The sequence below is a fragment of the Gorillibacterium timonense genome (genome assembly GCF_001457415.1).
Taxonomy (GTDB): domain Bacteria; phylum Bacillota; class Bacilli; order Paenibacillales; family NBRC-103111; genus Gorillibacterium; species Gorillibacterium timonense.
In genome coordinates, this window is the sequence record NZ_LN881724.1 from 1,239,264 (window position 1) to 1,261,049 (window position 21,786).

Below are 21,786 nucleotides of genomic sequence, written 5' to 3' on the forward strand. Positions count from 1 at the left end.
CAAGCCAAGGGTTGGGGGTAGTGGCAGTGGAGGCTCTGAAAGCCTATATTCTTAAGCAATACGCGCAGGACCGGATTGACCGACAGACGGCGAAAGAACTCTTGAAGCATCTTGAGAGACTGAAGCTGGAGAAGCAGGAGACGGATATAGCCATAATCGGCATGGCCGCCAGATTCCCGGGTATTGAGAATCCGAAAGATCTGTGGAGGACAGCCGTCAATGGAATAAACCGGGTCGGTCCCATGTCGGCAAGAAGAGTGAAGGACATGCAGCAGCTATCCGGGCAGACGGGTCGGAACTACGTGAAGCAAGGCGGATTTCTAGACCGGATCGATGAGTTTGATGCGGAGAGCTTTGGGATTTCCGATATCGAAGCGCTTCATATGGACCCCTATCAACGAATATTGCTGGAGCTTAGCCGGGAGTGCCTGGGAGATGCTGGCTTGTTGGCGGAGGATATAAAGGGAACCTCCACGGGGGTTTTTATCGGAAGAGATCACACCAATCACTCCCCCTACGGAGATCTTTTGCAAGAATGGACTCTTCACGCGGAATCGGGCAATTGGAGCGGCGTTCTCGCAAGCCGAATTTCCTATACGTACGATTTGAAGGGACCTGCCATCGTCTCGGATACGGCTTGTTCTTCCGCATTGGTTTCGGTATATGCTGCTTGCCGGGATCTCCGAAACGGCCAATGTTCGATGGCGTTAGCCGGTGGAATCTCACTGGACTTCTACCCGGATAACGCCAGTCTCGCCATGGAGAACTATGTGGAGTCGCCGGATGGGATTTTGAGACCGTTTGGACGGGAAGCGACCGGTACGGTATGGGGAGAAGGAGCGGGCCTTGTCTTGTTAAAGCCTCTTCGGACAGCCCTGCGGGACGGAGACAATATTCAAGCTGTCATTAAGGGAATCGCCCTTAACAATGACGGACAATCCAACGGAATATTCGCACCGAATCCGGAAGCCCAAACAGAAGCGATAAAACGAGCTTGGCAAGAAGCGGGGATCGACCCGGAGCATATCGGATACATGGAAGCCCACGGAACCGGCACTCGATTGGGAGACCCGATCGAATTGAAGGGAATCACCTCCTCGTTTCGGAAGCATACGAATAAAAGGCAGTTCTGTGCGATCGGCGCGATCAAAGCGAATATCGGACACTCTCAAGCTGCTTCTGGAATGGCTTCCCTGATCAAAGCCGTGATGACGATTAAAGAGGGAATCCTTCCACCCAGCATAAATTTTAACGGTCCTAATCAATTGATTTCCTTTTGTGATTCGCCCGTGTATCTCAATGATCGGGTTAGAAAATGGGAACCGGACTGGAAAAGGATCGCCACGGTCAGCAATTTTGGCTTTACCGGCACGAATTGCCACATGGTGCTGCAGGAAGAGGAGGAATCCTCATTGCCGATAGAAGAGAGAAGAGGACCGCATCTCTTCACCCTTTCCGCTTATCGGGAAGAGGATCTGATCGAGTGGATCGGAAGATTCGCAGAGGAATATCGGTACGGTGAGCACTACGATTCCGATGACATTTGTTTTACCTCGAATGCAGGAAGAGCCCAGCTTCCATACAGACTTGCTTTTATCTTTGAACAGAAACGAGAGTTCATTCAGCAATTGAAGCTGTATCAAGATGGCGTATTGGCCGATGGAGTTTATGCCGGTTCCGGTGATCCGATCTCGAAGGGCAAGGAGCGTCTTGCTCGAGATCATATTGGCCACTTTCGGGAAACAAGGGGAAAGGAAGAGCTGACTGAATTGGCCAAGCTCTACGTCGGAGGCTGCCACGTGGATTGGATGGGGTTGTACCAGGGGATGCCAACCAAGCGCATCAGCTTGCCGCTTCAGAAATACAGGCGTAAGCGCTATTGGCCGGAACGCTTATCTTCAAATGATTCGCATCGGGCGAACCCGATCTCCGATCAGACAAGAGGCGAAACAGTCATGCCCGCCGACTTATGGGAAAGTACCCTTCATCGCATCTGGCTAGAAGTGCTAGGCGAGGAGATAGGCTTAACCGAAATCTCGGTATTGGATGATTACTTGGAAATTGGAGGAAATTCGGTGCTGGCTGTGAAAATCGAGGTCTTGATGGAACGGGAAGGAATGCCTATGCAAAGCTCGGATTTATATCGGTATCGTACCATTCGGGAGTTGGCCAATGAATGGAGGAGCCGATCATGATGACGATATTGCCGAACATCCAGCCATTTAACGAATTGTTTCACAGGAACTGCTTTTACAATTCCCTGTATCCGATTATGAATGCGTTCGGCCTCGGGACCTTGCCTGTGCTCGTGAATGATATCCCGGTGTGCGAATACGACTCGAAGGATCCTATCGAAAGCTTTTCTATCGAATACATGCCTCGTTTGTCGTTGCCTGATGTGCTTCAACAACATCATGTGGAAAGTCACGACCAACTTCAAAGTTCACGACTCATCGAAGATATTAAACATTGCATTCGGGAACAAAGACCGGTGATTGTATGGGTGGATTGCTATTACGCAGCTTCCCGTTTGGATACCTATCAGAAGAGACATATTCCCCATGCCTGGCTGATTTATGGCTATGATGAGCTTCAGAAAAAGGTCTTTATTCTGGATCATAATTACCGCGATACCCTTATGTACAAGCCTAAAGAGATTCCTTATGAGGAACTGGAAGAATGCTATCAAGGCTATATCAACAACTATTTGAAGGATTGCGGGAATCCGGCATCGCAGGGATGTGATAAGTATTGCGGAAGAGGCAAGCAACCGGGTTATCAAGAACGATGTGCCCTTCCTCAAGTATTGAACGTTCCGGGGGTGAACGGGATCATCCCAACCTTCTCCTCTTATTCACTGAAGCCTGGCGATGGAGATGCTGTTCCGCTAAGCGACTACCGGGAGATGGACATCCGGTATTACCGGAGTATGGAGGGAACGATCCGTAAAAGCTTGGATTACTACCCGGACTATCTCGGGCATCTGAAAAGCATCCTCTGCTCGGAATCCGCCTTGCGTGAAAACATGGAGAAGCTATTGAAGCACTGCAACGAATCCATTAATGCGAAGCGGTTCGACAAGTACAAATTCACCGAGCTCTACGGCGAGCAGGATGCCTTATTACCTCTTATCGATCAAGTCATTCAATCCTATGACATCGTCCGAAATGTGATCATGAAATATTCGCTGACGCTCCGTTACCCGAGCGAGAAGCAGGCTGAATGGATCGCAAACCTGAACCAACTGGAACTATATGAGCTTCGGTATCAGCAGGCTTTGCTCAAAAGGGTCTCGTAGGATGGGGTTCTCATGAAGATAACCATGCTGAGCCTGAACCGAACCTTCGGAGGAACGGAAAGCCATGTTCTCAACTTGATGAGAGGACTTCAAGAGCAAGGCCATGAATGCCACTTCTTGACGCCTCAAGCCGATAAGTTGCCTGGAAGAGAAGGAGTACTCGAATCGCTTCTTCCACTGGACCTTGGATCCACGCTTCGATGCGCAAGGCAAATTCGACACGCCTGTGAGAAGAATTGTGACTTGTTTCACGTGCACGGTTGGGATGCATTACCTGTCGCCTCACCTATTCTGTCGGATTTGTCGGTTCCTCTGGTATGCACCTTCCATTCGGTATTCAAACCAGAGACTCTGGTCATTCGCGAAGCGCTCGTCGAAACCGGACAGCTGATTCAACCCTTACTTGCCAAGACACGCAAGATCATCGCAATATCAGATGCCATAAAAGCCTCCCTTGTCAAGCTGGGGACAGCCCCTGATCGAATCGAGACGATCTATAACGGTACAGCGGCGATTTCCCATTCCGCTCGCAAAAACTCGATTCCGGTCAACTCGATTCCGGTCATCGGATATCTGGGACGTCTCCACGTTGAAAAAGGACCTGATTTGCTTCTTGAAGCGATCGCACGGCTCCGCAGCAGAGCGTCAAGCTTAAAGTTTCGCGTCGAAATTGTTGGCGAGGGGCCACTGGAGCAGGAATTGAGGTTGCAGTCGCATTCTCTTGGTTTGGACTCCTGCTGCACCTTCAAGGGCTTTTCCAGCAAGCCTCACGAGGAGCTATCCGGCTTCGATGTACTGGTGCTTCCTTCGCGGGATGAAGGAATGGGACTCGCGATTCTGGAGGCGATGAGCTGCGGCGTTCCCGTCATTGCGTCAAGGACGGGGGGAATCGTCGAAGCGGTGGAACCCGAGAGGAATGGACTTCTCTTCCCTTCCGGGGATGCCGAGGCGTTAGCCCATTCCCTAGAGCGCCTTTTGCTCGATCCGGCTCTTTCCGAAAGATTGGCTTACATGGGTCGTCAAAAATGGGAAGCTGCCTTTCGGCTGGATTTGTTTATCCGCAAGCACCTTCATCTCTATGAATCGATCATCCACTCTTGCTAGATAAGGGGGCAGGGACTCATGAGCAAGAATAAAGCGGATTCCTCCGTTAGAACCTTACGGACGTTCCTCTCCTCTATCGAGGGGTATCGAACATTTTTGATGGTGTGTACCGCGTTTTCCTTTCCGGTAATGGCGCTTAATTTATCCGAGGCCTTCTTCATCGAGAAGATGACGGATGTTTCCCTCGACTCCAAGTGGGATGACTTGTACCGCCTGATCGCGCTCATGCTGGGCGTGGTTGTCGCCGGCGTACTTCTTACCTTTTTTCAGAAGGTGGTGAGTGGGTACTATAGCTCGCGGACCCTCTACCGGTTTCGAATGAACGTCTTGCGCAAGGTTCAAAGGTTGCCGGTGTCCGTGCTAAAGGATCAGCACACAGGCGATGTTCTCTCGCGAATGACGGAGGATATCAAGCTAGTCGAACACTTTATCGGCAATCAGCTTGTGAACATCCTATTCCAAGCGGTGATGTTCCTCGGTGTCTTTGTGTATACGTCAACCCTTCATTTCAAGCTCATACTGGTCAGCGTATTTGTTCCGGTGATCGTTGCTGCGGTGGTAAATGTGCTCAGCAAAGATGTGCGCCACAGCACCCGCAAGGAGCAAGAGCATCTGGGGAGAGCCAGTTCCGTTTTACAGGATATGCTGGGAGGGATGCTGCTTGTAAAGGCTTACCGATTAACGGGTCGGCTTCATCAGAAATACAGCTCGGAGCTGGATGCGGCGCTGCGATACAACATGAGAATTACTCGATTCGTTTCCTACACGACACCGCTTCACACCCTTTTGTATGCTGCACCTTTTCTGATCTGCATCAGCTACGGAGGCATTCTTACCATTCAGGGAGCCTTGTCACCGGGGGAATTGCTCGCCATTGTCGTCCTTCTCGATTATATGACAGGGCCTTTAGCGGGAGCTCCCGAGATGATCATAGCTGTTCAAAGGATGCTCGGCGCCTCCGATCGTCTCTTGGAGCTGATCAACCTGGACCCGGAAAGAAGCAGCGGGCTGGAGCCGACCATTCAAAGCGATCAGCCTGTTGTGGAGTTCCATAACGTGTCCTTCTCCTATGGGGGGCAGAAGCCGGTTCTCCAAGGAATCAGCTTCCAACTGCGAAAGGGGGAGAAAATCGGTCTCGCCGGTTACAGCGGCAGTGGAAAAAGCACGATTCTGAAGCTGATTTGCGGGTTCTACCCGCCAGAGCAAGGAAATGTCAACGTATACGGGACCGATGTTAACCAGTGGTGGTTGGAGAAGCTTCGCTCTGAAATTGCCGTGATCAATCAGGATTGCTATCTGTTCCCCGTCACGATCGGGGAGAACATCTCCTATGGACGATTAGGGGCATCGCAGACGGAGATCGAGAAGGCGGCAGGAATGGCGGACCTTCAGGAGACGATCGATGAATTTCAAGACGGGTATGACACTCTTGTTCAGGAAAGAGGAATGAGATTGTCGGGAGGGCAACGGCAGCGCTTGGCTTTAGCCAGAGCCATCTTGAAGCAGGCAGACCTGGTGCTGCTGGATGAACCGACGTCCGCTTTGGATTTGCAGACGGAGAAATCGGTGCAGCAAGCGATGGAGAGCGCCTTGCGCGGCAAAACCGTGCTCACGATCGCTCACCGCTTGTCCACCATTCAGGATTGCGACCGGATTCTGGTGCTGGACGAAGGAAGGATTGTCGAAGCGGGTACCCATCAGGAGTTAATGAGTTTGGACGGAGTCTACAGACGCTTATATCTGAAGCAATCGATGATGGATTCGGCTATTGCCAATTGAGAAGGTGAAGTCATGTTATCGAGAAAGCAAGCGAATGAATTCATTCGGATTCTTCAGCTCATCCGCCCCAGAGCCTTTCCCTATGCGATGGGGGTCATCGGATCCTCCCTGATGGAGGCCAGCGTCTACGTCACACTTCCGTTCGTGTATAAGCGATTGATTGATGCGGCTATTCAGGAAGACATGCGTTCGCTGACATCATCCATTCTTATGTTCGGCATACAACTCGCCGTCATCTCCGTGTTCTTTATCGGGACCAGCTACTTGTACAAAAGCAATGTCGCCAAAATCATTCGAGGCATCCGGTTGAGGCTGTTTCAGCACGTCGGACAGCTGCCCGCATCTTTCTTCGACAAAAACCATTCCGGTGACATTGCATCCAGCTTTACGAATGATCTGTATCTCGTAAATGGAATGATCGGTTGGAACATGAGAGCCTTCTTGCTGGCTTTGTTCACGGGCTTGAGCTCCATTGCAGGCATGTTCATTCTGAGCTGGCAGGGCGCGGGCCTTATTCTCTTGATGTCGATTGTCTTTGGTCTTGTCAACATGGTCTTCACTACGAAAGTTCGGAACATCAGCGACAGAATCCAGCAAAGAGAAGCTGACTTATCGGAGAGCATCGTGGACCAGATCGCCGGCTGCGAGGTCATTCGCATGTTCCAGCTGGAAGAAGTGATGCTGGAGCAAACGGACCGGATCAATCGTCATCTGATGAAGGAACGAATGCATAACAACCGAATAACCGCGAGCATGGAAAGCTTCAATTTTCTGGTCGGCTGGATGAATTTCGCCGGCATCATCGCAGCCGGAGCCATGCTTGTATTAAACGGCTTCACCCAATTCGGCACGGTCGTTGCCATGTTGAATTTGTTGGCAGGCGTCAATATGATGATCCGAAGTGTGAGCGGATTGTCCGCAGAAATCCAAGTTGCCATGGCCGGTGGCAAGCGTATTTTGGACTTGCTGCACCAACAGCCGGAAGGAACCGACTCATCGGATCCTGCTGATGAAAAGATGGTTCGGGATGATGAGCATGACCCTGTAATCGAGATGAAGCACGTGTCCTTTCATTACGAAGCGTTGAATGCTCCTGTGATCCGGAATCTCAGCATGAGTGTATACAAAGGACAAACAGTCGCCCTGGTTGGCCCTAGCGGTGAAGGCAAAAGCACGTTGATCAAGCTTCTATTAGGATACTATTTGGCGGACAGCGGAGAAATCAAGGTAAGCAGAATCCCGATTCGAGGATCTACGCTCGGTCAGATCCGTGAGAAGATGGCGTATGTTCCGCAGGAACCTTACTTGTTTGACGGAACTGTGGAAGAAAACATCCGCATGGGAAGGGAGGATGCGTCAAATGAGGATGTGAGGGAAGCGGCGAAAGCGGCTCATGCCCATGACTTCATCATGGAATTTCCCGAAGGGTATCAAACCGCTCTTGGGGAAAGAGGCGCTAAGCTGTCTATGGGACAGCGGCAGAGAATATCGATCGCCAGAGCCATTCTCAAGAAGAGCCCGATCCTGCTGCTGGATGAAGCTACCGCATCTCTAGATACGCACAGCGAATTAATCATTCAGGAATCCCTTCAACAGCTCATGAAAGAGAAAACCGTCATTCTGATTGCCCATCGGCTCTCCACTACCGAACATGCTGACGTGATCCATGTTATTGACCATGGAACCATTCAGGAATCGGGGACTCATCAACAGCTCATCGCTCTTAACGGAATCTATCGCAGCCTATATGAAAGTCAATTCGAATCCACTACCAGATCCGAGGAAGCTGCCATATGCCAATAATCGAGACCTACCAAGCTCAAAAAGGGAAACTTTGCTTTACCTCGGCTTTGCATAACATCCTGCTACATAAAGGGATTGAGGTTTCGGAGGAAGAGGTATTCTTCCATTGCGAGGGCTTAAATCTGGTGTTTTTCACCAAAGACCATTTTTTCGGGCTCTCTCCCCATGAGCAATTTGAGAATTTGACTCGTTCAACTGGAATCCCGACCGTTTTTTCCTATTGCATCGATCAGGAGGACAAGTCCGCTGTCTTTCTGCAAATCGAGAACCAGCTTCATCTAGGAAATCCGGTTTTGTTGTACTGCGGAACACATGGGCTGGATTATCATCCTGAATACTCTGCCGCATTCAAGACGGAGCATGCTCTCGTCATCTACGGAATGGATGAAGCGAGCAATCGCGCCTATGTGGCGGACACGTATATCGTAGGCGCCGACAAGGAAATTACCTTCTATCAAGGCAGTATGAAGCTGGATGGACTCATGAAGGGAACATTCGGATTCGGTTGGGTGGAGGAAAGGGAAGGGTCAAGCCATGCTCTTCTTGAGGATGCGTCCTATGTCGCTAAGCGCAATCTGATGCTCTATTTGAAGGGGGATTCCTTTGGAGAAAGGCAATTTAAAGGAATCTTCGCCGTTCAACGCTTTATGGATTATTTGGATGAAATACCAACGTATGACGAAGTATTGATGCGTAGGGATTGCATCGAGGTATGTCATCGGCTGCGGCACGGTGCCCTGATCAGCAGCCTTCAATACCTCCATGATTATATGAATAACGACAGCAGAAGGAACGAGCCGTCCGCTTTGGCTGCCCGAACGGAACTTTCGGAGTTGATCGGCAAATGGAGAAGGAACACAACGGTCATCTTGCGCTCCGGATTAGCGGGAAGAAGCGAGATGTTAGCCAAAGCGGTACAGGACTTCCATATATATGCACAGCAGCAAGAAAGGGTATTCCGGGATATCCTGGACGCCTTAGGCCGCACGTAATCCCCCGTCTCTCGCAATAAAGTGGCTCTTTTGAAATGCGATCCCATCGAAAGGAGGTGATTTGGATGACCTACAAAAAGCCGGTTGTGAAAGCAGAAGTGAACAAGAAGAACCCTTCCTTGGGCTATTGCGCTTGTGCATGCTAATAATCGATAAGTAATAAGCCGATTTACGCATTTCAAAAGACCACTTTATTATATATCACCATTCCGCCTTGAAGAGGAGCTTTACAATCCGATAAAAAGGGTGGCTTGAATCTGCAAGGTGGGAAACCGAAAGCCACGGATTCTATTCGATGCTTCATAGAACAGGACCGTGGCTTTGGTATTTACCACCTGTCTTACCAATCCATTGTTAAGGAGATTTCCAAGATGCTGGGAGCTAGGCTGGATACGATTTGGGAGCAGGCTATAATCGAAGACCTGAAGTGCTTTGATATCGGTGAGAGCTATGCGTTGCGATCCTCCAAGCCCAAATCGAAGTATATCCTTCTGGAAGATTTGGGGAAGGAAATTTGGGACAGCCTGACAGGTGATCGCGACTGGAATAAAATGGTCGACTGGATTACCCATGAGTTTATTGTGGATCGGGAAACTGTCATGCAGGACCTTTACGATTTCGCATTGACCTTGATCCATCAAGGTTTGATTCATTGTGAAGAAGCGTCAGGCTGGACAAAAGAAGCATATGGAAGTGGAGAATCACATGGAGAAGAGCCTGCCGCCACCAATTATGATGTCATCTACAACAAGTATATGGAGGGCAGAAAGCCCTTTAAACTGTTTGTCGAGCTGACCTACGGCTGCAATTTGACCTGTAAGCACTGTTATCTTGGCGAACCCTCGACGGCAGCAGGATTGTCATTGGATAAATACATCGAGATCCTCGATCAAATGAAAGAATACGGCGTAGTTGAACTGACCTTTACCGGGGGCGAAGCGGCGCTTCATCCGAATTACTTGGACATCGTGGAATATGCCAGCCGAAAAGGTTTCGTTGTCACGTTGCTGACCAATGGAACCCTCCTAACCGAGCAGGAGACGAATAGACTTAAAAAGCTCGAGCTTCATGAGGTGCGAATTTCGATATATGGTTTCGAGCAATTTCATGATGAATTTGTCGGCATGAAGGGCGCTTTTGAGAAATCCCTCCACAGTCTTCAACAGTTGGGGGAATTGGGGACCGCCGCGATTGTGCTTACAGGGGATAATGTCGATGAGATGAATCGGTTGATTCCGTTCTTGACCAGCCTAGGAATTGAGGCATCGTATACTCCGCTCATTACGCCGACCATATATGGAGGTACGGAGCCTATGGGCCATCGGTTAACTGGCGAGAGGTTGAGGCAATGCATAGAGGACTTGCAGCTTCGGCTTGGCGGAAGCATTTGCACCGCGGGCATCAGCCGATTCCGGATTACGCCGGAAGGAGAAATCAACCCGTGTGAAATGTTGAGAACGATTGAATTCGGCAATCTGAGGGAGCACTCTTTCTCCAATATTATGGAATCAGCCGAGAGGCAGCAATGGATGGAGCGCTTTGCGTCATTAACCGCATCGCCATGCAGCGGTTGTGGAATGAAAAAATATTGCACCAATTGTATCGGTCTGGCGTTATTAGAGACAGGGGATATGAGCGGAATATCGTCCTTTGCCTGTGAATTGGCGGCAGCACAACATCACTATTGGGAGAAATCCTAGAAGGGAAAAACTCGGATGGAGATTGTTGATCACACGCTGGTGTTTCATTACAACGGGGAAAAAATGAACGTTCCTCTCCTTACCCCATGGGAACTGTACACGGGCGATCTCGTGCCAGCAAGGGAATATGTGGAGCAGGTCGACCGGAAGGTCGATCAAGTGATCAATTATGTTACCTTTCACATTACAGAAAAATGCAATATGGCTTGCACGTATTGCTTCGAGAAGGATAAAAGCAGCAAAACGAGCAATCTTGGCGTAACCAGGGGGTTAATTGATTTAATCGAGAAGCATCAGCCCGAGGTCTTCAACATTCGCTTTATTGGCGGGGAACCCTTAACCGAATTGGATTTTTTGGAGGATTCCATTCGCCTGATCGAAGGCGAAGTGAAGAAGAGGGGGATATCAACCAAAATTCAATATAACCTCTTTACAAATGCAACGATCATCAATCAAAGAGCGCTCGATTTAATCAGGACGTATAAGATCGTTGTGATCTGCAGCATGGATTGCTGTCAATCCATTCATGACAAGTATCGGGTCTATCGCAACGGGCAAGGAACGTTTCAAACCGTTGTAGAGAACATCCTGCGATTAAAGCAGGCACTTCCGGAGCAGCGGATTCTGTGCCGTGCGGTCTATACCGATGACATTTCACTGATCGAGATTGTGGACGAGCTGGAGCGCTTGGATTTCGACGAAATATCAGTCGGTATTCCCTTTCTTCCCGATGACTCGGAGCTGGCGCTAACCCGGGAAAAAACGGAGCAGATGAAAGCGAGAATTTTGGAATTCACCCAGGAGTCCATAAGACGAATCGAACGCAAGGACTTTTCCTGGATGAGGATCGTCCCTATTACTAGAATGATCTCTTTCTTGGGCAGGCAAAAAAATATTTTGTCCAACCGGGCGTGCTTAGCCGGATGTTCGCAATTCGCAATTTCACCCGATGGGGAGCTCTACCCTTGTCATATGTTTGTGGGCTATGACCAATTCAAGCTGGGGAATCTGAATGAAGGAGTGACCAATCTCGACTTGCAAACCGCGTTCCTGAACTACTCCACCGAGAATGCTCCCGCTTGCCAATCTTGTCCCATTCAATATTTGTGCATCGGAAATTGTATGGGAGAAGCCCTCCTGTATCGAGGGAACATAAATCAACCGAATCCCTATAAGTGTGAGATCCAAAAAGAATACGTGAAAAGCGCGTTCTATCTCTATTCTCATATCAAGCAGAACCCGTTAGCAGCACGGTACATTCGCTATTACTCCAAACAAAGCCAAAAATTATTCGGCTATGTGTGACTGAGTCGAAAGGAAGGAGTGATCCGGAGTCCTAATGAAAAAGATCATGATCGCATCCTGCGTCAGGAAAAAGCCGGAAATACTGGCTTGCTATCTTTCCTCACTTGCGAGCTTGGAAATCCGCGAAGCGGATATTCATTATTGCTTCATAGATGATAATGATGACGAAACAAGCCGGTTTCTCCTGAAACAGTTTCAACAGGACCACCCCTGCGTAACCATTCTCCCCGGAGAGAACGCGGACGCCTATGTTTGCGACGATGAAACCCATTATTGGACGGATCGGTTGGTTGAGAAAGTAACCCAGTACAAAAATCGCTTCCTTTCCTTATCCAGGGAGAGAGACTGCGACTACTTGTTTTTGGCTGACGCCGATCTGGTGTTTCATCCCTTGACTTTACAAAGCTTGATGGATTCCGGCAAGGATATCATATCCGAGATCTTCTGGACCAAATGGGACCCGAATGATCGGATGCCGATGCCCAATGTTTGGCTTATCGACAATTACTCCACCTACGTACAGGGAAAAGACGAGAGGTTGTCCGCAACCCATAAAGCGTTACGGTCCATGGAATTTCTTCATCAGCTCCGGTCTCCTGGGGTATATCGGGTTGGCGGATTAGGGGCCAGCACGCTGGTAAGCAAGAAAGCCATTCAATCTCCGTTGAATTTCAACAAAATCTATAACATCTCCTTTTGGGGAGAGGATCGGCATTTCTGTATTCGGGCAGTCGTCCTCGGATTTACCCTATACGTGGATACCCACTACCCGGCTTATCATATTTATCGCGACGCGGATTTGAGTGGCGTTGAAGATTATGTTAACCGTTGTCGGGACATGAAATCTTCTAATAGAAGTGGAGGGCTGGAAAGTGGAGCTGCTGCTAAGTAGACAGCAAGTGGAGGACATGGCAGGAGCCATCATCATCCGTGTTATGAAGGAGGAGATGGGGCTCGAGAGTATCGCTTCAAATGAAAATTTCGAGGAACTGGGAATCAGTTCATTAAATTTTATCAAGGCCCTTGTGATCATGGAAGCGGAATTTGATCTTGAATTTGAGGACCGCGATTTGAATATTAAGCATTTTCAGAATCTTGGCACTTTGGCTGATTTTATTTGGCAAAAGCTAAATCCGTCTTGAAGGAGCCGCCCCTATGTCAAATTCACGGATACTCGAGGGGATGGAACCCTTTAACGATATCTTTTATCTGAATTGCTTCTACAATTCTTTCTTTCCTGTCGTGGCCTTTTTTAAGAAGGAGATCACTCGATTCTTGGTGAACGACATTCTTATTTATCATTATGAAGAGAGTGAGGATCTGCTTGGATTTAGTGCAAGGTCTGTGATCTGTACCGAGGTTCAAGAAATGATGGAGCAGACAGGAATCCATCTCCGCCATTCCGATCAAGTGGCGTCCGTAACGGATGAGATCGTGAGAGCCATCAATCTAAATCGGCCTGTCATCCTCTGGATCGATTGTTATTATGAATCCATTCGCAAGGACACCTTTCAGAAAAAGCATTGGCCCCATACGCTGCTCTTCTATGGGTATGATCTTGATCAGCAGCGATTTCGTGTGATCGAACATAAGCATATCGAAAATCTCGAATATGACCATGAGTGGATTAGCTTTCAGGATGTGGAGATGGCTTATGCAGGGTATCTTCAAACCTTTCATCAAGCGGTAGGGAGCAGCACCTATTATGAGTTTTCTCTTCGTGAAGGGGAATCGAGTTCAAGCGGTGCCTTAACCCCCACAAACGGATTGCTGGACGTATACAAGCACAATCTGAACCAAAACAAAGTGTTTTTGCAGAACAGCTTGAGGAATTTAAAGCGGTTTTGCAGCCAATTCGAGGAGATCATTGCGAATGAGGCTTCCTTGTTTGCCTATACGGACGAATTGATTCAAGCCAGCAACAACATCATGAACCGGAAAACCTGCGAGAAATACAAGATGGATAAGTTGGCAGGGGAAAATTCAGTTCTATCCGAGACCGTTGGGAACATCATTCAGCATTGGTTCCGAATCCGCAAAGAATTGCTCAAGTACAAATACACGTCCCTCTATGCGCCAACAGCGCTTCAAAGCTTGCTTGAGAGAGTAAGGGATTTGGATCGATTGGAGAAGCAATACTACAGCGATTTGGGGATAGATCTCACTTCATAACCTTGAGGGAGTCTGAATGCGATGAATGGATGGAAGATACCCATGGAGCAACTGGAGGAAAGGCTTAAGCGGATCTGGCAGGAGGTATTGAATCTGGATGAAGGAGGCGAGGAGGACAACTTCTATGCTTGCGGCGGAAATTCGATTAAAGCCATCGAACTGGAAGTCAAGATCAGCTCGGAGTTTGCGATTTCCTTGCCCAGCGGCTTCATCTTTCGTCATCCTGCCTTGTCGGAACTGATTCAAGGGCTTTCAGAGCTTTCTCCGGAAGCTTCTCCCGCCCTTTGTAGGGCACCGGAGCAGGACGATTATCCGCTGACCTGGATTCAAAGGTCCGTTTATCTGATCGCCCAGCAGCTCAGTGATTCCACCGGTTTTAATCTTCCGTTGATTCAGCCTTTGGATGGAGAAATCGATGTCGAGGGGCTTGAAGCGTGCTTTCGAAAACTGATTGAGAAGCATGAAACGCTGCGGACTTCTTTTCATCTTGTTGACGGCTCTCCTGTTCAAAGGGTTCATCCTGCGGTTTCGTTTGAGCTTGAGCGGTTCTATTCCGACGAAGAGAGTGCGGAAAAGATCATCCGTACGTTCATCCGTCCCTTCGATCTCGGCTCCGCCCCACTCATAAGAGGCGGACTCATCACGTTGGCAGAAACGAAGCATATCCTTCTGATCGATATTCACCATATTGTCTCGGATGGAACATCCATTCATATTCTGAGCAAAGAGCTATTGGAGCTGTCACGGGGGAACGCTGTGCAGCCATTATCGATTCAATATCGAGATTTTGCCTATTGGCAGAATGGGCTGGAACATACTGATTACATGACCAAGAGAGATGAATATTGGAAAAACCGCTTCTCCGGGGAGTTGCCTATTCTGAGTTTTCCGTATGACCACCCGGAAAAGCAAATCTTGCCTTATGAAGGCGATTGCCTCACGTTCGAGCTTTCAGCCGAGACAACTGAAAAACTGCGCAGACTTGCGACCCGAGCTAACGTGACTCTGCATACTGTGATCTTTGCTCTATATACCCTTGTCTTATCCGTGTACGCCCAGCAGAAGGATATCGTGGTTGGGTCCATCTCTGCCGGAAGACAATTGCCGGGCCTGGAGAGCATCATCGGTATGTTCATCACGGTCATACCGGTCCGGATGTGGATCGATTCCAAGCTGCCCTTCTCGCGGTTTCTAACCTATACCCAGAATGTTCTGTTAGGCGCTTATGATCATCAATACTACCCTTTCGATCAATTGTTGGAACTCCTTCCGGCTAGCAGAAAGCAGAAGGTTTACCCGTTATTCGATACGATGCTGATCTACCACAACCAAGCCGAGAGCCTTGTTACCGAGGACGCTGATTCCTCCTACTCCTTCGATAAAAATGAATCCGGCATCCATCTGGGGCTCGATGTCTATAATCATAGCTCGGGCAAATTGGTATGCCAGTTAGAATATAACAAGCACTTGCTGAATCCGGATACCGTCGGGCGCTTTGCGGAACATGTTGTTCATGCCGCTACAAGGTTCGCGGAAGAGCCCGATCAGCGCATAGGCAGAATCAGCTTGCTTACCGAGCAGGAAGAGAAGCGGGTTCTATGCGATTTTAACCGCACGATTTGCGATTTTCCCCGGGATCTTACGGTACTTCAGTTGATTGAAGAGCAGGCCCGTAGATCGCCCGGCAGCATTGCCATACATTCAGGCGATGCCTCGATCACTTATGAAGAATTGCTCCATCGGGCTATGCGAATAGCAGAGGAATTGCGCAAATCGGGCCTAACTCCCCATGATATTGTACCGGTGCTTGCAGAGAGATCCGTGGATGCCTTTGCAGCCGCTCTCGGCGTTTGGAGAGCGGGAGGAGCCTTTTTGCCGCTGGACCCCACCCTGCCTGCTCAGCGGCTTGAGTACATGATCGAAGCCTCCGAATCCCGCATTATGCTTGTTCAGAGCGCTCCGCGATTCCATGTCGCCGACGGAATTCGCATTCTATCCATTCAGGACTCCGGAACCGGTCCATCCGACTATTCAATGGAAGTGTGCGGAGGCGGGAGGTCCGGAGAGTTGGCTTATGTCATCTTTACATCCGGCACTACGGGGCAGCCGAAGGGGGTTGCCGTTGAGCATCGAAGCCTTCTGAATATGGCGTATGGCTGGCGTAAGGAATACCAATTTGCAGATCACCCGCCAAAGCTTCTTCAATTGGCCAATTACGGATTTGACGTTTTTATTGGAGATCTGGTGAGAGCTCTCGCGAACGGCGGAGAGATCGTGATTTGCCCGAATCACACGAGGCTTGATTTTCCACAATTGTATGCCCTGATCCGTACGCATCAAATCAGCTTCATCGAATCTACTCCCTCTTTGCTCCTTCCTTTCATGGACTACGTTTATAGCAACCGGCTGCCTATCGAATGCCTCCGTTTGCTAGTGCTCGGATCGGATAGCTGTCCGGTTGAACCCTATAAGGAGCTGTTGAGAAGGTACGGGCACGAGATGAGAATCATCAATAGCTTTGGCGTAACCGAAGCTACGATCGATTCCTCCTATTACGAAGCTCTCTCGGAAGAGGTGCCTGATTCCGGCTATGTCCCCATCGGTAAACCGCTGCCCAATACGACCTTCTATATTCTGGATGAGCAAATGAATGTGCTGCCTCCCGGCATCAAGGGAGAATTGTACATCGGCGGCGCGGGTGTTGCCAGAGGATACGTAGGCCAGCCTGAAAGAACAGCCGAACGCTTTCTCAATAATCCGTTCAAACCTGATGAGCGTCTTTATCGAACAGGTGATTTGGGCAGATGGCTTCCGGATGGGAATGTCGAGTTTTTTGGACGCTCCGATTACCAGGTCAAGGTAAGAGGCTATCGCATTGAATTGGGTGAGGTTGAATCGGTGATCCGCGGCCTTCCTGAGATCGCCGACGTTGCCGTGGTCGTGAAGGAATCCGATGAAATGGCCGCACTTGTCGCTTATGTAGTCGGCAAATCAGGCAGCAAGCTTGCGGTACCTCAGCTGAGGAAAAGCTTGGGGGAACGCCTTCCTTCCTATATGATTCCGGAGAAATTCGTATTTATCAGTGAAATCCCTCTATCGTATAACGGGAAAGTGGATAAAAAGGCCCTCATGAATCTGACTGATCAAGAGCATGAAGAATCGCGGTTATCCGATCCGGAAGGAGAGATGTCTGGGCCTATCAGTCCGGTCGAAGAACAACTGGTAGAGATCTTGAAACGGGTACTCAAAAAACTGGTGCTCCGAGTGGAGGACGATTTCTTTGATGCGGGAGGTAATTCTCTGAAGGCAATTCTCGCGGTTAAGGAAATCAATAAAGCCTTTCAAAAAAACATTACCGTTCGTCAGCTCTTTGAAAACCCGACCATTCGCGGGTTAGCGGCTTTGGTAGTAGAAACGAAAGAGGCCTCCTTCGCGGCAATTGAACCGGCTCCTCGAACAGAAGATCACGGCTATCCCGTCTCCCCGGCGCAAAAAAGACTGTTTGTCCTCAGTCAATTCGAGCAGTCGGGGACGGCTTACAACATTCCTCTCTTCCTTGAGATCGCCGCTCCTATCGAGAGGACGCGGTTGGAGGAAGCGATACGGGCGTTGACGGAAAGGCACGAAGCTTTGCGAACCTCCTTCGAATGGAGGGATGGACAGCCGATTCAGCGGATTCATGATGGCGTTACGATCCGGTGCGGATATTGGGAAGCCACCGAAGCGGAAGCTCCGTCCATTGCCGAGCAATTCGTCCGCCCGTTTGACGTTCGAGAAGCTCCTTTAATCCGTGTCGGGCTCGTTCGGGTGAATGAGAATCGGCACCTCTTGCTCATGGACATGCACCATCTGATCGCCGATGGGATTTCCACCTTCCTGCTGCTTAACGACTTGGCCGCTTTGTATCAAGAGAAGGCTTTGCCGGAGATCAAAATTCGGTATACCGATTACGCGGTATGGCAAAACAAGGTGATGCAATCCGCCTATGGAAAAAAACAGGAGGCTTATTGGTTGGAGCAATTCGCCAACAGCGGTCCCGTCCTTACACTTCCCACGGATTATCCCAGACCTGTTAGTCAGAGCTTTGAGGGAGATGTTCTGCAAACTGAGATCGGTTCCCCGCTGGTACAGGAACTGAAGAGCCATGCAGCCCGGATGGGCGTAACCCTGTATATGTACGGATTAGCCGTCTATTTCTTATTGCTGTCCGGTTATTCCGGACAGGATGACATCACCGTCGGGACTCCCATTGCAGGAAGATCGCATCCCGATCTTCTTCAGGTCGTTGGCATGTTTGTCAATACTCTTGCCATTCGCAGCGTATTGAAGCGGTCGCTATCATTTGAGGAATATCTGCAGACGGTTAAGGATCAATGCCTGAAGGCTTTCGATCATCAGGATTATCCCTTCGAGGAATTGGTGGAAAAGGTTGTCCAGACAAGAGATCCCGGCCGCAATCCGCTCTTTGATACGATGTTTTCCTTCCTCCACTACGAGGCAGAAGTGGAGGATGCATCTCGGTCATTTCTAAATCGGGAGATTGATGGTCCGAAGACGTCCAAGTTCGACCTGACGCTGGAGGTGCGGGAGACGGAGGACGGACTGGAACTGGGATGGGAGTATGGGACGCGGCTGTTCCGTCGGGAGACGATCGAGCGGATGGCGCGGCACTTCGTCCACATCCTGAGGCAGACGGTGCACAATCCGGGCATCCATCTGTCGGAGATCGAGCTGGCGGAGGAAGCGGAGAAGCAGCAGCAGCTCGAAGCGTTCAACCGGACAGCGACTGCGTATCCGAAGGAGGTGTCGCTCGTTCGCCTGTTCGAAGAACAGGTGCGCCGTACGCCGGAAGCGATCGCCATTGTGAGCGGGGAGCGGGTACTCCGCGCATCGGAAGGAACCGCTCAGGCGAGCGTGGAAGAGACGCTGACCTACCGGGAGCTAAACGAGCGGAGCAACCGGCTGGCGTGGTATCTCCGGGAGCGGGGGATCGGGGCGAACCTCGTCGTAGGCGTCATGGTGGAACGGTCGTTTGAGCTGCTGATCAGCCTGTTGGGGATTCTGAAAGCAGGCGGAGCCTATGTCAGCATCGATCCGGAGTATCCGGCGGAGCGAATCCGCTATATTGCCGAGAACTCACGGGCGGCCCTGGTGCTCAGCCAGCGGAAATTCGCAGACTCATGCAGGGAGCTGTCCGCAGAGACAGTCTATTGCGAGGACGTACTGGCCGCAGACGGCTATTCAACCGAGAACCCGGATGTGCCCTACGATCCGGAACGCTTGATGTATCTGCTGTACACCTCGGGCTCGACGGGCCAGCCGAAGGGGGCGATGATCGCGTGTCACGCGTTCGTGAACCTGCTGAGCTGGTATACGCGGGAATTCGCGATCGGAGCGGACGATCGGACGCTGCTGATCGCACCGGCGAGCTTCGACCTGGCTCAGAAGAATCTGTACAGTCCGCTGATTACGGGAGGGCGGCTCGTGCTGTTCCGTCCGGGGCTGTACGACTACGAGGAGATGTCGGAGGTGATCCGCCGGGAAGGGATCACGCTGCTGAACGCGACGCCGAGCGCGGTGTATCCGCTGGTGGAAGTCAACCGGGAGAGCGGATACCGTCGACTGGAGAGCCTGCGCTGCGTCTTCCTGGGAGGCGAGCCGATCAATCTGAAGAAGCTGAGACCATGGACGGCGTCGGAGGCGTGGGGTGGCGAGATCGTCAATACCTACGGACCGACGGAATGCACGGATATCGCCACCTTCTGCCGGGTGGGAAAGCAGGAAATGGCCGATCTAGAGAGCGTGCCCATCGGCAGGCCGGTGGACAATGTCCGGGTGTATATCCTGGACGCGAACCGGCAGGTGACGCCCGTAGGGGTGCCGGGGGAAATCTGGATCGGCGGAGCGGGCGTAGGGCTCGGCTATTACGAGCGGGAGAAACTGACACAGGAGAAATTCGTCCATGTGGAAGGCCTGCCGGAGGCGCGGATGTACCGGACGGGAGACCTGGGAAGATGGCAAGCGGACGGGAATGTGGAGTACCTGGGCCGAGCGGACAGCCAGGTGAAGATTCGAGGCTATCGGATCGAGCTGGGAGAGATCGAAGCGCGGCTGAACCGGCTGGCCTTCATCCGGGAAGCGGTTGTCACGGTAGAGCGAGATTACAGGGACAACGTGGGCAATGGGGGTAACGAGGGCAACCTGAACAACGGTGACAACGTGGATAATGAGGACAACGAGGATGACGGAGGCAACGAGGCTACCGAGAACAACGTAGGCGACGCTTACTTGTGCGCCTATATCGAATGCGAGGGAGAGGGCGGAGCCAAGCGGGCGAGAAGCGAGCTGGCGCGAGAGCTGCCAGGATACATGCTGCCGCAGTGCATCATGGAGCTGGATAAGCTGCCGCTCACGCCAAACGGGAAGATCGACCGGAAGGCGCTGCCGAAGCCGGAGTTTGCGGTGGGAAGGGAGACGGCGTACGAGGGGCCGAGCAATGAGCGGGAAGCGAAGCTGGTTCGGATCTGGGAAGAGGTGCTGGGCGTGTCCCCGATCGGCATTCATGACAGCTTCTTCGACCTCGGCGGCAACTCCCTCAAGATCATCGATATGGTTCACCGAACCCGCAAGCAATTCGGAGTGCAGATTGCGGCAGGTCGAGTTTATCAGAAGCCTGTGATAGCGGACATGGCGGTGTACTTGGAAAGCGCAGCAGCAGTGGATTCGAATCGTGCGGTAGGGCTCGAGGATGATCAGTTGGTTCTGCTCAGATCAGGTCAGTCGAAAGACAAGCATGTCTTTTTCATTCATGAAGGCAGCGGTGAGATTGATGGCTACGTCGGTTTCGTCAATGATTTGCATGAGGAAGGAAACTACTGGGGAATCCGCGCGGCTCGTAACGGTCAGATCGGACCTCAAAGCCTATCCATCCGCGAGGTTGCCCGCTTCTATGTTGAGTTAATCCGCGAGCTTCAACCGGAAGGCCCTTATTATTTGGCCGGGTGGAGCCTAGGTGGGACTCTTGCTTTTGAGATGGCGCTGCAGTTGGAGAGCATGGGTGAAGAGATTGGATTCCTCGCCTTGTTCGATTCCGCTCCTCCAATCGAAACATGGGGCGAACAATCGGATTTCGGAAGCCTTCAAGAGGAAAAGAACCGGATTAAGGAGTTTCTGGGCAAGGATGAGGAGGTCATATCCCAAATCAACGCCTTCACATCCAGTGACGCTCTGTATCGATGGCTATCCGACTATGTCGAGGCCAAAGGTCTCAATCGCCAATTTATGGACCAAATGCAGACCTTGCCATGGATGCCGTCGATTCCGGAATATGCCCGGACTCATCCCGCCATACTCCTCGCCTACATCAACATCATTCGAAGCTTCGATGCCGCGAGGGCGAATTACATGCCCTCCGGTATGCTGCAGGCGAATCTGTATTATTTTCACGCGGTAATGTCCGTCGATACGGACTGGAAATTGTGGAGTGCGCATTGCAGCAAGCCTCCCCGCTGTTATCCGTGTTCCGGCAATCACTATTCCATGTTTCACCATCCCTACCGTTCGGAGTGGATCTCTCATTTCGAGAATGTACTGCGCAACCTGGAGTGCGAGCCAATAAATTGATCGGCAAAGG

Annotated in this window: 12 protein-coding genes; all 12 read left to right on the forward strand. The window is 50.7% G+C overall.

Going from position 1 to position 21,786, the window contains the following annotated elements; genetic code table 11:
- Nucleotides 1-26 precede the first annotated feature (26 nt).
- The 12 genes from BN2684_RS18240 (at nt 27) to BN2684_RS18295 (ending at nt 21,776) form a co-directional block, all read left to right on the forward strand.
- Complete coding sequence (locus BN2684_RS18240; protein WP_058303550.1) at nt 27-2,195, forward strand: beta-ketoacyl synthase N-terminal-like domain-containing protein; 2,169 nt, start codon at nt 27-29, stop codon at nt 2,193-2,195.
- Complete coding sequence (locus tag BN2684_RS18245; RefSeq protein WP_159065815.1) at nt 2,192-3,298, forward strand: cysteine peptidase family C39 domain-containing protein; 1,107 nt, start codon at nt 2,192-2,194, stop codon at nt 3,296-3,298. The genes BN2684_RS18240 and BN2684_RS18245 overlap by 4 nt, the downstream gene beginning before the upstream one ends.
- Before the next feature lie 12 nt (nt 3,299-3,310).
- Nucleotides 3,311-4,402, forward strand: a complete 1,092-nt coding sequence (locus BN2684_RS18250; protein ID WP_058303552.1) for a glycosyltransferase family 4 protein — start codon at nt 3,311-3,313, stop codon at nt 4,400-4,402.
- An 18-nt stretch (nt 4,403-4,420) separates the two neighbouring features.
- Entirely contained in the window at nt 4,421-6,181 is a 1,761-nt protein-coding gene (locus BN2684_RS18255; RefSeq protein WP_058303553.1) for an ABC transporter ATP-binding protein, read from the forward strand.
- Between the two features lie 12 nt (nt 6,182-6,193).
- Nucleotides 6,194-7,984, forward strand: a complete 1,791-nt coding sequence (locus BN2684_RS18260; protein WP_058303554.1) for an ABC transporter ATP-binding protein — start codon at nt 6,194-6,196, stop codon at nt 7,982-7,984.
- Nucleotides 7,975-8,976 carry a BtrH N-terminal domain-containing protein gene (locus BN2684_RS18265; RefSeq protein WP_058303555.1) on the forward strand — a complete coding sequence of 334 codons (1,002 nt, stop codon included), beginning with the start codon at nt 7,975-7,977 and terminating at the stop codon, nt 8,974-8,976. The genes BN2684_RS18260 and BN2684_RS18265 overlap by 10 nt, the downstream gene beginning before the upstream one ends.
- 251 nt (nt 8,977-9,227) lie before the next feature.
- Entirely contained in the window at nt 9,228-10,676 is a 1,449-nt protein-coding gene (locus tag BN2684_RS18270) for a radical SAM protein (RefSeq protein ID WP_148450011.1), read from the forward strand.
- A gap of 15 nt (nt 10,677-10,691) precedes the next feature.
- Nucleotides 10,692-11,981: a radical SAM/SPASM domain-containing protein gene (locus tag BN2684_RS18275; protein ID WP_058303557.1), complete on the forward strand. Its 1,290-nt coding sequence runs from the start codon at nt 10,692-10,694 to the stop codon at nt 11,979-11,981.
- A 34-nt stretch (nt 11,982-12,015) separates the two neighbouring features.
- Nucleotides 12,016-12,873 carry a hypothetical protein gene (locus BN2684_RS18280; protein ID WP_058303558.1) on the forward strand — a complete coding sequence of 286 codons (858 nt, stop codon included), beginning with the start codon at nt 12,016-12,018 and terminating at the stop codon, nt 12,871-12,873.
- Nucleotides 12,854-13,123 carry a phosphopantetheine-binding protein gene (locus BN2684_RS18285; RefSeq protein WP_058303559.1) on the forward strand — a complete coding sequence of 90 codons (270 nt, stop codon included), beginning with the start codon at nt 12,854-12,856 and terminating at the stop codon, nt 13,121-13,123. The genes BN2684_RS18280 and BN2684_RS18285 overlap by 20 nt, the downstream gene beginning before the upstream one ends.
- 13 nt (nt 13,124-13,136) lie before the next feature.
- Nucleotides 13,137-14,153 (forward strand): cysteine peptidase family C39 domain-containing protein, encoded by a 1,017-nt coding sequence (locus BN2684_RS18290; protein WP_108722231.1) that lies wholly within the window; start codon nt 13,137-13,139, stop codon nt 14,151-14,153.
- Between the two features lie 21 nt (nt 14,154-14,174).
- Complete coding sequence (locus BN2684_RS18295; protein ID WP_082652066.1) at nt 14,175-21,776, forward strand: non-ribosomal peptide synthetase; 7,602 nt, start codon at nt 14,175-14,177, stop codon at nt 21,774-21,776.
- The last annotated feature ends 10 nt before the right edge of the window (nt 21,777-21,786 follow it).

Excerpts from the sequence above, each read along its gene's own strand:
- BN2684_RS18280 (WP_058303558.1), top strand. The coding sequence starts at position 12,016 with ATGAAAAAGATCATGATCGCATCCTGCGTCAGGAAAAAGCCGGAAATA.
- BN2684_RS18295 (WP_082652066.1), top strand. The coding sequence starts at position 14,175 with ATGAATGGATGGAAGATACCCATGGAGCAACTGGAGGAAAGGCTTAAG.
- BN2684_RS18265 (WP_058303555.1), top strand. The coding sequence starts at position 7,975 with ATGCCAATAATCGAGACCTACCAAGCTCAAAAAGGGAAACTTTGCTTT.
- BN2684_RS18250 (WP_058303552.1), top strand. The coding sequence starts at position 3,311 with ATGAAGATAACCATGCTGAGCCTGAACCGAACCTTCGGAGGAACGGAA.
- BN2684_RS18245 (WP_159065815.1), top strand. The coding sequence starts at position 2,192 with ATGATGACGATATTGCCGAACATCCAGCCATTTAACGAATTGTTTCAC.
- BN2684_RS18260 (WP_058303554.1), top strand. The coding sequence starts at position 6,194 with ATGTTATCGAGAAAGCAAGCGAATGAATTCATTCGGATTCTTCAGCTC.
- BN2684_RS18290 (WP_108722231.1), top strand. The coding sequence starts at position 13,137 with ATGTCAAATTCACGGATACTCGAGGGGATGGAACCCTTTAACGATATC.
- BN2684_RS18255 (WP_058303553.1), top strand. The coding sequence starts at position 4,421 with ATGAGCAAGAATAAAGCGGATTCCTCCGTTAGAACCTTACGGACGTTC.
- BN2684_RS18275 (WP_058303557.1), top strand. The coding sequence starts at position 10,692 with ATGGAGATTGTTGATCACACGCTGGTGTTTCATTACAACGGGGAAAAA.